Here is a 12,366-nt window from a genome sequence, read left to right as displayed (position 1 = left end):
ACTGCGCGACCAGCCACGACGGCGCCGCACTCGCCGCTGACAGGAACCCCCAACGGCGAGGAGGCGTCAGCATGACCACCGAACTCCCCATGGTGGCCCCCGCCCAGAACCTGCCGAAAAGCATCCGCATCCACGAGGTGGGCCCGAGGGACGGCCTCCAGAACGAGAGATCCACGGTCCCCACGGAGGTCAAGGCGGAGTTCATCCACCGCCTGGCCGCCGCAGGCCTGACCACCATCGAGGCGACCAGCTTCGTCCACCCCAAGTGGGTGCCCCAACTGGCGGACGCGGAGACCCTGTTCCCCGCCCTCCAGGACCTCAAGGACGTCCACCTCCCCGTCCTCGTACCGAACGAGCGCGGCCTGCAAAGGGCCCTGTCCCTCGGCGCGAGCCGCCTCGCCGTGTTCGCCGCCGCCACCGAGTCCTTCGCGAAGGCGAACCTGAACCGGACGGTGGCCGAGTCCCTCGCCATGTTCGAACCGGTCGTGGCCCGTGCCAAGGAGGGCGGCGCGCACGTGCGCGGTTACCTCTCCATGTGCTTCGGCGACCCCTGGGAGGGCCCGGTCCCGGTCCCCCAGGTCGTCCGGGCCGCCACCGCGCTCACCGGCATGGGCTGCGACGAACTGAGCCTCGGCGACACCATCGGGGTGGCGACCCCGGGCCATGTGACGGCCCTGCTGACCGCACTGAACGAGGCCGGTGTGGGCACGGACCGCATTGGCGTCCACTTCCACGACACGTACGGCCAGGCGCTCGCCAACACCCTGGCGGCGCTGCAGCACGGCGTGACGACGGTCGACGCCTCCGCGGGCGGCCTCGGCGGCTGCCCCTACGCGAAGAGCGCCACCGGCAATCTCGCCACCGAGGACCTCGTCTGGATGCTGCGCGGGCTCGGCATCGAGACCGGGGTCGACCTGGACCGTCTGAGCGCCACGAGCGCCTGGATGGCCGACCGGCTGGGGCGCCCCAGCCCTTCCCGCACCGTCCGCGCCCTGACCCACCAGGAGCAGTGAGAGACCGATGGACCACCGACTCAGCCCCGAGCTGGACGAACTGCGCCGCACCGTCGAGGCGTTCGCGCACGACGTCGTCGCGCCGAAGATCGGCGACTACTACGAGCGCCACGAGTTCCCCTACGAGATCGTCCGCGAGATGGGCCGCATGGGCCTGTTCGGGCTGCCCTTCCCCGAGGAGTACGGCGGGATGGGCGGGGACTACTTCGCACTCGGGATCGCCCTGGAGGAGCTGGCCCGCGTCGACTCCTCCGTGGCGATCACCCTGGAGGCGGGCGTCTCGCTGGGCGCGATGCCGCTGCACCTGTTCGGCACGGAGGAGCAGAAGCGGCAGTGGCTGCCGAAGCTGTGCTCCGGCGAGGTCCTCGGCGCCTTCGGGCTGACCGAGCCGGACGGCGGCTCGGACGCGGGCGGTACCCGCACGACGGCCGTCCGGGACGGCGACGAGTGGGTGATCAACGGCTCGAAGTGCTTCATCACCAACTCCGGCACGGACATCACCGGCCTGGTCACCGTCACCGCGGTCACCGGCCGCAAGCCGGACGGCCGGCCGCTGATCTCGGCGATCATCGTGCCGTCGGGCACCCCCGGCTTCACGGTCGCGGCACCGTACTCGAAGGTGGGGTGGAACGCGTCGGACACCCGGGAGCTGTCCTTCGCCGACGTGCGCGTCCCCGCGGCGAACCTGCTGGGCGAGGAGGGCCGCGGGTACGCGCAGTTCCTGCGCATCCTCGACGAGGGCCGCGTCGCGATCTCCGCGCTGGCCACCGGGCTGGCCCAGGGCTGCGTGGACGAGTCGGTGAAGTACGCCGCCGAGCGGCACGCGTTCGGCAAGCCGATCGGGACGAACCAGGCGATCCAGTTCAAGCTGGCCGACATGGAGATGCGGGCGCACATGGCCCGGGTCGGCTGGTACGACGCGGCCTCGCGGATGGTCGCCGGGGAGCCGTTCAAGAAGGAGGCGGCGATCGCCAAGCTCTACTCCTCGACGGTGGCCGTGGACAACGCGCGCGAGGCGACCCAGATCCACGGCGGGTACGGGTTCATGAACGAGTACCCGGTGGCCCGGATGTGGCGGGACTCCAAGATCCTGGAGATCGGCGAGGGCACGAGCGAGGTGCAGCGCATGCTGATCGCGCGGGAGCTGGGCCTCACGCCGTAGACACCTGCGGCCCATATTCCGAGCCCCTGCGGCGATTGAGCAGCGGGGTCCGGGGCAGCGCCCCGTGACCCGCGCCTCACCACCCCCCGCCCCCTGGACATGCCAGGAACTTAGGTTAACCTTCCCTCAGTTCCAAGAACCAGCCAGCGCCGGTCCGGCACGTCCGAAAGCAGCTCGTCATGCCCATCGCCCAGCTGTCCCACCCCACCCGCCGCGGCGTGCTCGCCATCGGCGGCGCCCTCGGCCTCGGTGTCGCGCTCGCCGCCTGCGGCAACGACGACGGCGCCAAGGACAGCGGCGGTGACTCCGCGACGAAGGGCGCCTCCGGCCCCTGGTCCTTCAAGGACGACCGCGGCACCACGGTCAAGCTCGACAAGGCGCCCGCGACCATCGTCGCCTTCACCGGCGTCGGCGCGGCGCTGTGGGACTACGGCGTCAAGGTCAAGGGCGTCTTCGGCCCGACGACCACCAAGGGCGGCAAGCCGGACGTCCAGGCCGGCGACATGGACGTCTCCAAGGTGACGGTCCTCGGCAACGCCTGGGGCCAGTTCAACATCGAGAAGTACGCGAGCCTCGCCCCGGACGTGCTGGTCAGCACCACCTTCGACGACGCCGGCACCCTGTGGTCCGTGCCCGAGGAGTCCAAGGACAAGATCGCCAAGCTCGCCCCGAGCGTCGCGATCTCCGTCTTCGACCGGCAGCTGACGCAGCCGCTGGAGCGGATGTACGCGCTGGCCGGTTCGCTCGGCGCCGACCTGAAGGCCGCCAAGGTGGTCGCGGCGAAGAAGCGGTTCGAGGACGCGGCGGCCCGGCTGCGCAAGGCCGCCAAGGCCCACCCGGACATCAAGGTCCTCGCGGGCAGCGCCAGTCAGGACATCTTCTACGTCTCCGGCACGAACCTCTCCATCGACCTGGAGTACTTCAAGGCCCTGGGCGTGAACTTCGTCGAGCCGACGGAGGCCGCGAAGAAGGAGTCCGGCGGCTGGTTCGAGAACCTGAGCTGGGAGAACGTCGACAAGCACAAGGCCGACATCATCATGATGGACGACCGCAGCCAGACCATCCAGCCCGCCGACATCGACGAGCCGACCTGGAAGCAGCTGCCCGCCGTCAAGGCCGGCCAGGTCATCCCCCGCTCCCCCGAACCGATCCTGTCCTACGACAAGTGCGCTCCGCTCCTGGAGAACCTGGCCAAGGCCATCGAGACGGCGAAGAAGGTGTCCTGATCCCATGACCGTGACGGCCGAAGCCCCCACCGTCGCCCCTTTCCGATTCTTCGATCTGCAAGTGGTACGCACCCGGCGGCTCGGCCCGTCACTGCTCCGGGTCACCTTCACGGGCGAGGAACTGGCCGCCTTCCATGGCGGCGGCCGGGACCAGTCCCTCTCCCTGTTCCTGCCGCAGCCCGGCCAGCACGCGCCCGTCCTGCCGCCCGCCGAGCCGGGCGACGATGGCCGCGCCTGGCACGCGGCGTACCGGGCGATCCCGCCGCACGAGCGGGCCGTCATGCGCTCGTACACGCTGAGCGGCCAGCGCCGCGGCCCGGCCGGGACCGTGCAGGAGATCGACATCGACTTCGTCCTGCACGACGACGGCCCGGCCCCCGCGGGCCCCGCCTGCCGCTGGGCACGGGACGCCCGCCCCGGCGACCGGGCCACCGTGCTCGGCCCGGCGGTCACCGACAACGCGGCCGTGCGGTGCCGGCCCCCGCAGGACTTCGACCACATCCTCATGTGGGGCGACGAGACGGCCCTGCCCGCGGCGCTCGGCGTGCTCGCCTGGCTGCCGGCGTCCGCCTCCGCGCACGTCTTCCTGGAGGTCCCGCACCGCGACGACATCCAGCCGGTCGTGACGGCCGCCGACGTCTCCGTCACCTGGCTGGTGCGCGGCGAGGGGTGCGTCACCGCGCTGGAGGCCCTGCGCGCCACGCGGCTCCCGGAGTGCGCGCGCCCGTACGCCTGGCTGGCGGGCGAGTCCGGGACCATGAAGGAGCTGCGCCGCCACCTCGTGCGCGAACGCGGTTACGACAAGCGGACGGTGACGTTCGTGGGGTACTGGAAGCGCGGCCTGAGCGAGGACGCGCTGCGGGAGCAACCGGCCGCCGCATAGCGACGATCCGGCCATCACGGGGCAATCCGGTCACATACCCAGGGCGGGGTCGCGAGCTTAAGTTAGGTTAGGCTAACCTAACAACGAGTTCGCGTCCCCGCCTCTTTCTGACCCGCCTTTTTCCTGCCCCACCCGGGACCACCCGCATCCCCACCCGGAGGAACCGTTCATGCGCTCGCACCTGCTCAATGACACGACCGCGGAGCTGTACCGCAGTTCCGTGACCGAGGGAATCGAGCGGGTGGCGGCCAAACTCGCCACCACCGCACGGCCGTTCACGGGCATCACCCCGGACGCCCTCGCGCCGGCCATCGACGCCGTCGACCTGGACACGCCGCTGCACGACACCATGGCCGTGCTCGACGAGCTGGAGGACGTCTACCTCCGCGACGCCGTCTACTTCCACCACCCCCGCTACCTCGCCCACCTCAACTGCCCGGTCGTCATCCCGGCCGTGCTCGGCGAGGCCATCCTCTCCGCGGTCAACTCCTCCCTCGACACCTGGGACCAGTCCGCGGGCGGCACGCTCATCGAGCGCAAACTGATCGACTGGACCACCGCGCGGATCGGCCTCGGCGCCGCCGCCGACGGCGTCTTCACCTCCGGCGGCTCCCAGTCCAACCTCCAGGCGCTGCTCCTCGCCCGCCAGGAGGCCAAGCCGGGCCCGGAGGGCTGGCAGGGCCCCGCCTCGCTCGCGAAACTGCGTATCTTCGCCTCCGAGGCCAGCCACTTCAGCGTCAAGAAGTCCGCCCAGCTCCTCGGTCTCGGCGCCGACGCCGTCGTCTCCGTGCCCGTGGACCGCGAGAAGCGCATGCAGACCGTGGCGCTCGCCGCCGAACTGGAGCGTTGCCGCAGCGAGGGCCTCGTGCCGATGGCCGTCGTCGCCACCGCGGGCACCACCGACTTCGGCTCCATCGACCCGCTGCCCGAGATCGCCGAGCTGTGCGCCCAGTACGACACGTGGATGCACGTGGACGCCGCGTACGGCTGCGGGCTGCTCGTCTCGCCGAGGAACCGCGACCGGCTCACCGGCATCGAGCGCGCCGACTCCGTCACCGTCGACTACCACAAGTCCTTCTTCCAGCCGGTCAGTTCGAGCGCCGTGCTGGTCCGCGACGGCGCCACCCTGCGCCACGCGACGTACCACGCGGAGTACCTCAACCCGCGCCGCACCGTCGCCGAGCGCATCCCCAACCAGGTCGACAAGTCCCTCCAGACCACCCGCCGCTTCGACGCGCTCAAGCTGTGGATGACGCTGCGCGTGATGGGGGCCGACGGCATCGGCAACCTCTTCGACGAGGTCTGCGACCTGGCGCACGAGGGCTGGAAGGTGCTCGCCGCCGACCCGCGCTTCGACGTCGTCGTCGAGCCGAGCCTGTCCACGCTCGTCTACCGCTACATCCCGGCCGGGGTCAGCGACCCCACCGAGATCGACCGCGCCAACCTCCATGCCCGCAAAGCCCTGTTCGCCTCCGGCGACGCGGTCGTCGCGGGCACCAAGGTGGGCGACCGGCAGTACCTGAAGTTCACCCTGCTCAACCCCGAGACGACCCTCGCCGACATCTCGGCCGTCCTCGACCTCATCGCCGGCCATGCCGAGCAGTACCTGGGAGACACCCTTGACCGCGCTTCCTGAATCCCGTGACCGTCACGACTTCATCGGGATCGGACTCGGCCCGTTCAACCTCGGCCTCGCCTGCCTGACCGAACCGATAGCCGAACTGAACGGCGTCTTCCTGGAGTCCAAGCCGGACTTCGAGTGGCACTCGGGGATGTTCCTCGACGGCGCCCACCTGCAGACCCCGTTCATGTCCGACCTCGTCACCCTCGCCGACCCGACCTCCCCGTACTCCTTCCTCAACTACCTGAAGGAGTCCGGGCGGCTGTACTCGTTCTACATCCGCGAGAACTTCTATCCGCTGCGCGTCGAGTACAACGACTACTGCCGCTGGGCCGCCGCCAAGCTCTCCTCGATCCGCTTCTCCACCACCGTCGCCGCCGTCACCTACGACGAGAGCGACGGCCTGTACACGGTGACCACCGAGGATGGCACCCTCTACCGCGCCCCGCACCTGGTCCTCGGCACCGGCACCCCGCCGCACCTCCCCGAGGCCGTCCAGGGCCTCGGCGGCGACCTCCTGCACAACTCCCGCTACATGCAGCACAAGCAGGAGCTCCAGCGGAAGAAGTCGATCACGCTGGTCGGCAGCGGTCAGTCCGCCGCCGAGATCTACTACGACCTGCTCGCCGAGATCGACGTCCACGGCTACCAGCTCAACTGGGTCACGCGCTCCCCGCGGTTCTTCCCGCTGGAGTACACCAAGCTGACCCTGGAGATGACGTCCCCGGACTACATCGACTACTTCCACGCGCTGCCGGAAGCCACCCGGTACGGGCTCGAGGAGCGGCAGAAGGGCCTGTTCAAGGGCATCGACGGGGAACTCGTCAACGCCATCTTCGACCTGCTCTACCAGAAGAAGCTGGGCGGCCCGGTCCCCACCCGGCTGCTCACCAACTCGGCGCTGCGCAGCGCGCGATACGAGGACGGCACCTACACCCTCGGCCTGCACCAGGAGGAGCAGGACAAGGCGTACGAGGTGCAGACCGAGGGCCTGATCCTGGCCACCGGGTACAAGTACGCGATCCCCGCCTTCCTGGAGCCGGTCAAGGACCGCATCCGGCTGGACGGCCGGGGCCGCTTCGACGTCGCCCGCAACTACACGGTCGACACGACCGGGCGCGGCATCTTCCTGCAGAACGCGGGCGTGCACACGCACTCGATCACCAGCCCCGACCTGGGCATGGGCGCCTACCGCAACAGTTACATCATCGGCGAGCTGCTCGGCACCGAGTACTACCCCGTCGAGAAGACCATCGCCTTCCAGGAGTTCGCTGTATGACCTTCGCAATACGCACCCTCGACCCGGCGCGGGACGCCGAGCTGGTCCACGGCTGGGTGACGCACCCCAAGGCCGCGTTCTGGCTGATGGGCGACGCCTCCCTGCCGGACGTGGAGCGCGAGTACACCTCCATCGCCGCGGCCGAGCACCACGACGCCTTCATCGGCGAGCGGGACGGCGTCCCCGTCTTCCTGATGGAGCGGTACGACCCCCGTCACGTCGAGCTGGTCGGCCTGTACGAGCCCGAGCCCGGCGACGTCGGCATGCACTTCCTCGTCGCGCCGACCGACACCCCCGAGCACGGCTTCACCCGCGCCGTGATCACCGCGGTGATGGCGCACCTGTTCGCCGACCCGGCCGTGCGCCGCGTCGTCGTCGAGCCGGACGTCCGCAACAAGGCGGTGCACGCGCTCAACGCGGCCGTCGGCTTCGTCCCCGACCGGGAGATCGCCAAGCCGGAGAAGGAGGCGCTGCTCAGCTTCTGCACGCGCGCCCAGTTCGAAGCCGCGACGGCCGTGGCCGGGGAGGTGCGCGCATGAGCCTCGCCGACACCGTCTCCCACCTCTCCCCCGAGCGCTGGAGCGCGGCCAACCGCCTCCTGATCCGCAAGGCCCTCGCCGAGTTCAGCCACGAGCGCCTCCTCGCGCCCGAGGCCCTGGACGGCGACGGCCGGTACGCGGTACGCAGCGACGACGGTGCCACCCGCTACGAGTTCCGCGCCCGCCGGCTGCGCCTGGACCACTGGCAGATCGACGCCGCCTCCATCACCCGCCACCGGGACGGCGCCGAACTGCCGATCCAGGCACTGGAGTTCTTCGTCGAGCTGAAGGACTCGCTCGGCCTGTCCGACGCGATCCTGCCGGTCTACCTGGAGGAGATCTCCTCCACCCTCTCGGGCACCTGCTTCAAGCTGACCAAGCCCGACGTCTCCGCGGCCGAGCTCGCCGCGTCCGGTTCCTTCCAGGACATCGAGACGGGCATGACCGAGGGCCACCCCTGCTTCGTCGCCAACAACGGGCGGCTCGGCTTCGGCATCCACGAGTACCTCTCGTACGCCCCCGAGACGGCGAGCCCGGTCCGCCTGGTCTGGCTGGCGGCGACGCGCGAGCGGGCCGCGTTCACCGCCGGCGTCGGCCTGGACTACGAGTCGCTGCTCCGCGCCGAACTGGGCGAGGCGACCCTCGCCCGCTTCGACGCGACCCTGCGCGAGCAGGGCCTGGACCCGGCCGGCTACCTGCTCATCCCGGTCCACCCGTGGCAGTGGTGGAACAAGCTGTCCGTCACCTTCGCCGCCGAGGTCGCCCGGCGGCACCTGGTCTGCCTGGGCGAGGGCGACGACGAGTACCTGGCGCAGCAGTCGATCCGGACGTTCTTCAACTCCACCTCCCCCGAGAAGCACTACGTGAAGACGGCCCTGTCCGTCATCAACATGGGCTTCATGCGCGGCCTGTCAGCGGCGTACATGGAGGCGACGCCCGCCATCAACGACTGGCTGGCCGGGCTCATCGAGAACGACGAGGTACTCAAGGGCACGGGCCTGACGATCATCCGCGAGCGCGCGGCCGTCGGCTACCGGCACCTGGAGTACGAGGCCGCCACCGACCGCTACTCGCCCTACCGCAAGATGCTCGCCGCGCTGTGGCGCGAGTCGCCGGTGCCGACGCTGGCCGAGGGCGAGCGGCTCGCCACGATGGCGTCGCTGCTGCACGTGGACCGCGCGGGCCGCTCCTTCGCGGGCGCGCTGATCGAGCGCTCCGGGCTGACGCCACGGGAGTGGCTGAAGCCGTACCTCACGGCGTACCTGACGCCGCTGCTGCACAGCTTCTACGCCTACGACCTGGTGTTCATGCCGCACGGCGAGAACGTCATCCTGGTCCTGGACGAGCGGGGCACCGTGCGGCGGGCGGTCTTCAAGGACATCGCCGAGGAGATCGCGGTGATGGACACCGACGCGGTGCTGCCGCCGAAGGTGGACCGCATCCGGGCCGACGTCCCCGACGACATGAAGCTCCTGTCGATCTTCACGGACGTCTTCGACTGCTTCTTCCGCTTCCTCGCGGCGAACCTGGTCGAGGACGGCGTCCTGGACGAGGCCACGTTCTGGTCGGCGGTCGCCGACTGCGTGCGCGACTACCAGGAGTCGGCGCCGCACCTGGCGGAGAAGTTCGACCGGTTCGACATGTTCGCCCCGACGTTCGCGCTCTCCGCCCTCAACCGGCTCCAGCTGCGCAACAACGAGCAGATGGTGGACCTCGCCGACCCCTCGGGCGCGCTCCAGCTCGTCGGCGACCTGGAGAACCCGATCGCGTGAGCCGCTGACGCGACAGAGACCGGAAGGGGCTCGGGAGACGGTCCTCCCGGGCCCCTTTCACGCGTGCGCTACCGAGCGGGCCACGGCACCTGCGGCGACTTGTAGTAGCCGATGCCGAGCGCGTCCCAGCGCGGGGCCTGCGCGGCGAGCCGCACCTTGTAGGTGTCCCAGTCGTGGGTGGCCGCGGGCGACCAGCCGAGCTCGGCGACGCCCGGCAGCCGCGGGAAGGCCATGTAGTCGAGGTGCGCGGAGGTCGACAGGGTCTCCGACCACAGCGGCGCCTCGACGCCCTTGACCGCCGAGGCGGGCGCGCCGGGCAGGTAGCTGCCCGGGTCCCAGTCGTAGGAGCGCCGCACCTCCACGTACCCGGCCCAGGCCAGGCCCAGCGGCGTGTCCTTGGTGTACTTCATGTCGAGGTACGTCCGGTCGGCGGGCGAGACGATGAGCCCCGTGCCGTTCTTCGCGGCCTCGGCGACCTGGGCCTTCTCCGCGGCGCCGGTCCCCTCGGTGCCCCAGTACTGCGCGAGCGCTCCCTTGGCCGGGGTCGCCTGGACCAGCTGGTGCCACCCGACGACCGTCTTGCCGTACTTGGCGACGATCGGCTGCACCTTGTTCATGAAGGTGACGTAGTCCTCGTGGCTGGTGGAGTGCGCCTCGTCGCCGCCGATGTGGAGGTAGCGGCCGGGCGTGAGCGCGGCCACCTCCCGCACCACGTCGTCGATGAACTTGTAGGTGATGTCCTTGTCCACGCACAGCGAGCTGAAGCCGACCTCGGTGCCGGTGTACAGCGGCGGGGCGACACTGTCGCAGTTCAGTTCGGCGTACGAGGCGAGGGCCGCGTTCGTGTGGCTCGGCATGTCGATCTCGGGCACGACCTCCAGATAGCGGGAGGCGGCGTACCGCACGATCTCCTTGTACTGGGCCTTCGTGTAGTGGCCGCCCGCGCCGCCGCCGACCTGCGTCGAGCCGCCGTACGTCGCCAGCTTCGGCCAGGAGTCGATCGCGAGGCGCCAGCCCTGGTCGTCGCTGAGGTGCAGGTGCAGCTTGTTGACCTTGTAGAGCGCCAACTCGTCGATGTACCGCTTGACTTGCGGCACGGTGAAGAAGTGGCGGGCCACGTCCAGGTGGGCGCCGCGCCACGCGTAGCGCGGGGTGTCCTCGATGGTGCCGCCCGCGATCAGCCAGGGCCCGGGCCCGCGGCTGTCCGCCTCGACCGCGGCGGGCAGCTGCTGGCGCAGGGTCTGCACGCCGTGGAAGAGGCCCGCGGGCGCGTGGGCGACGATGGTCACGGACCGCCCGGTGCTGGTCAGCCGGTACCCCTCGGCGCCGAGCCCCGTCTCCTTGCCGCTCAACTGCAGCCGGATGCCGTCGTCGGCGCGGGCGCCGGTGACGGGCAGCCGGTAGCCGGTGGACGGGCGCAGCACCCCGGCGAGGTACTCCCCGACCCCGAGCGCGGCCCGGGAACCGTCCTCGACCCGGATGCGGGTCTTGCCGGTGATCCGGTACGCGGAGCCGCCCGCGGTCGCCTCGGCGGGCGCGGGGACGATCTGCCCGAGGGGCGTGGCGGCGGCCGGGGCGGAAGCGGAGGCGGTGGCCGGGCCTGCGCCGAGGCCACCGGCTCCCGCGGCGACGAGCAGCAGGGCGCCCAGCAGGGCCCTGGCCGGGCCGCGCCGGGGGCGGGGGCGTGGGTGCGAGCCGGGGTACGGGCCGGGGTGCGATCCGAAGTACGTCCTCACGAACAATCCCTTCGACGGAGTCGTTGGCGGAGTTCGTTGTGCGGGCTGAGCAACCGATCGGTCACCATGCGTACCGCCCGCCTCCCTGCCGGTCAAGGTGTAGACCACTTCCGCCGGGCCGGATGCCAGAATCGCCGTATGGCGGAAATCATCCAGCGCGACGGCACGTGGACGTTCGACGGGGAGGCGCTGCGGCTGGTGCCGGGGCACGACAAGAACGTGAGCCCGCTCCGCAAGACGCTGGGTGAAGTCACCGTCCCCTTGCGGGCGTTGGCCGCCGTCTCCTTCGAGCACGGCAAGAAGTCGGGGCGGCTGCGGCTGCGGCTGCGCGACGGCGCGGACCCGCTGCTCCAGGCGACCGGCGGCAAGCTCCCGGACGGCGCCGACCCCTACCAGCTGACCGTCGAGGCGGACCGGTACGGGGTCGCCGAGTACGTCGTGGACGAGGTGCGCACCGCGCTGCTCCTCGAACAGGTCCCGGCGTCGGCCTGTACGGAGTACGTGCTGCCGGGCCCCGCCGTGCCGCTGTCGGTCTCCGCCGGGGACGGCACGGCGAGCTTCGACGGGGAGCACGTCCGCCTGGAGTGGAACTGGAAGACGGAGGACGCCAAGGCCTCGGCCGGGCCGCGGCTGCTCGCCCTCGCCGACATCGCGGCGGTGCGGTGGCAGCCCGCGGTGGGCCTGGAGAACGGCTGCCTGCGCTTCGTCGTCCGCTCGTCCCCGACGAAGGCGCCGCCCAAGTACGACCCGAACTCCATCGAGCTGTGGGGCTTCAAGAAGGACCCGCTGACGGCCCTGGTCGCCGCCGCCGTCCAGGCCCGCCTCCCGCACCCGGGCGCGGGGCCCGCCACCCCGCAGGAGCCGGCGCCGCACCCGGCCCTGGCCCCGGACCCCGCGCCCGCCCCGCCGGAGGACGACCACGACGCGCTGCTGCGGCGGCTGCGGGAGCTGGGCGAGCTGCACCGGGCCGGGGTGCTCACGGACGAGGAGTTCACCGCCGCGAAAGGGGCGGTGCTGAAGCGGCTCTGACCAGCAAGAACCAGCCCCTCCGGCGCTTGAGGAGCGGGGTCCGGGGCGGAGCCCCGTGTCGTTCGCCGTCCTCGCGCCGGTGGGGGCCGAGCGCGCAGTTCCCCGC

Annotated in this window: 10 protein-coding genes; 9 read left to right on the top strand and 1 reads right to left on the bottom strand. The window is 71.0% G+C overall.

The genetic code is table 11. The annotated features are described in order from the left end of the window. Positions 1-71: 71 nt before the first annotated feature. The 8 genes from ACIBW6_RS12870 (at position 72) to ACIBW6_RS12835 (ending at position 9,495) form a co-directional block, all read left to right on the top strand. Positions 72-1,013, top strand: a complete 942-nt coding sequence (locus ACIBW6_RS12870; protein ID WP_399059317.1) for a hydroxymethylglutaryl-CoA lyase — start codon at positions 72-74, stop codon at positions 1,011-1,013. A gap of 7 nt (positions 1,014-1,020) precedes the next feature. Further along, entirely contained in the window at positions 1,021-2,175 is a 1,155-nt protein-coding gene (locus tag ACIBW6_RS12865; RefSeq protein WP_399059316.1) for an acyl-CoA dehydrogenase family protein, read from the top strand. Positions 2,176-2,354: 179 nt separating this feature from the next. Further along, positions 2,355-3,401, top strand: coding sequence for an ABC transporter substrate-binding protein (locus ACIBW6_RS12860; RefSeq protein WP_399059315.1), 1,047 nt, complete (start codon positions 2,355-2,357; stop codon positions 3,399-3,401). A gap of 4 nt (positions 3,402-3,405) precedes the next feature. Continuing rightward, positions 3,406-4,284: a siderophore-interacting protein gene (locus ACIBW6_RS12855; protein WP_399059314.1), complete on the top strand. Its 879-nt coding sequence runs from the start codon at positions 3,406-3,408 to the stop codon at positions 4,282-4,284. Positions 4,285-4,453: 169 nt separating this feature from the next. Continuing rightward, complete coding sequence (gene desA / locus ACIBW6_RS12850; protein ID WP_399059313.1) at positions 4,454-5,920, top strand: lysine decarboxylase DesA; 1,467 nt, start codon at positions 4,454-4,456, stop codon at positions 5,918-5,920. Then, positions 5,877-7,184 (top strand): lysine N(6)-hydroxylase/L-ornithine N(5)-oxygenase family protein, encoded by a 1,308-nt coding sequence (locus ACIBW6_RS12845; protein ID WP_399059312.1) that lies wholly within the window; start codon positions 5,877-5,879, stop codon positions 7,182-7,184. Before desA ends, ACIBW6_RS12845 begins: the two co-directional genes overlap by 44 nt. Beyond that, positions 7,181-7,723 (top strand): GNAT family N-acetyltransferase, encoded by a 543-nt coding sequence (locus ACIBW6_RS12840; protein ID WP_399059311.1) that lies wholly within the window; start codon positions 7,181-7,183, stop codon positions 7,721-7,723. The genes ACIBW6_RS12845 and ACIBW6_RS12840 overlap by 4 nt, the downstream gene beginning before the upstream one ends. After that, entirely contained in the window at positions 7,720-9,495 is a 1,776-nt protein-coding gene (locus tag ACIBW6_RS12835) for an IucA/IucC family protein (protein WP_399059310.1), read from the top strand. The genes ACIBW6_RS12840 and ACIBW6_RS12835 overlap by 4 nt, the downstream gene beginning before the upstream one ends. Positions 9,496-9,563: 68 nt before the next feature. On the opposite strand, the gene ACIBW6_RS12830 is transcribed toward ACIBW6_RS12835, so the two are convergent. Then, positions 9,564-11,147, bottom strand: a complete 1,584-nt coding sequence (locus tag ACIBW6_RS12830) for a beta-N-acetylhexosaminidase (protein WP_399059693.1) — start codon at positions 11,145-11,147, stop codon at positions 9,564-9,566. 222 nt (positions 11,148-11,369) lie between these two features. Between ACIBW6_RS12830 and ACIBW6_RS12825 the strand changes: the two genes are divergently transcribed. After that, positions 11,370-12,260 carry a DUF4429 domain-containing protein gene (locus ACIBW6_RS12825; RefSeq protein ID WP_399059309.1) on the top strand — a complete coding sequence of 297 codons (891 nt, stop codon included), beginning with the start codon at positions 11,370-11,372 and terminating at the stop codon, positions 12,258-12,260. The last annotated feature ends 106 nt before the right edge of the window (positions 12,261-12,366 follow it).

The organism is Streptomyces sp. NPDC049813, assembly GCF_044465085.1.
GTDB lineage: Bacteria > Actinomycetota > Actinomycetes > Streptomycetales > Streptomycetaceae > Streptomyces.
The sequence above is the reverse complement of the archived record's forward strand: the minus strand, read 5'-3'. Positions and strand labels throughout refer to the sequence as shown.

Coding starts and splice junctions, on each gene's coding strand:
- ACIBW6_RS12870 (WP_399059317.1), top strand. CDS start 72: ATGACCACCGAACTCCCCATGGTGGCCCCCGCCCAGAACCTGCCGAAA.
- ACIBW6_RS12865 (WP_399059316.1), top strand. CDS start 1,021: ATGGACCACCGACTCAGCCCCGAGCTGGACGAACTGCGCCGCACCGTC.
- ACIBW6_RS12860 (WP_399059315.1), top strand. CDS start 2,355: ATGCCCATCGCCCAGCTGTCCCACCCCACCCGCCGCGGCGTGCTCGCC.
- ACIBW6_RS12855 (WP_399059314.1), top strand. CDS start 3,406: ATGACCGTGACGGCCGAAGCCCCCACCGTCGCCCCTTTCCGATTCTTC.
- desA (WP_399059313.1), top strand. CDS start 4,454: ATGCGCTCGCACCTGCTCAATGACACGACCGCGGAGCTGTACCGCAGT.
- ACIBW6_RS12845 (WP_399059312.1), top strand. CDS start 5,877: ATGCCGAGCAGTACCTGGGAGACACCCTTGACCGCGCTTCCTGAATCC.
- ACIBW6_RS12840 (WP_399059311.1), top strand. CDS start 7,181: ATGACCTTCGCAATACGCACCCTCGACCCGGCGCGGGACGCCGAGCTG.
- ACIBW6_RS12835 (WP_399059310.1), top strand. CDS start 7,720: ATGAGCCTCGCCGACACCGTCTCCCACCTCTCCCCCGAGCGCTGGAGC.
- ACIBW6_RS12825 (WP_399059309.1), top strand. CDS start 11,370: ATGGCGGAAATCATCCAGCGCGACGGCACGTGGACGTTCGACGGGGAG.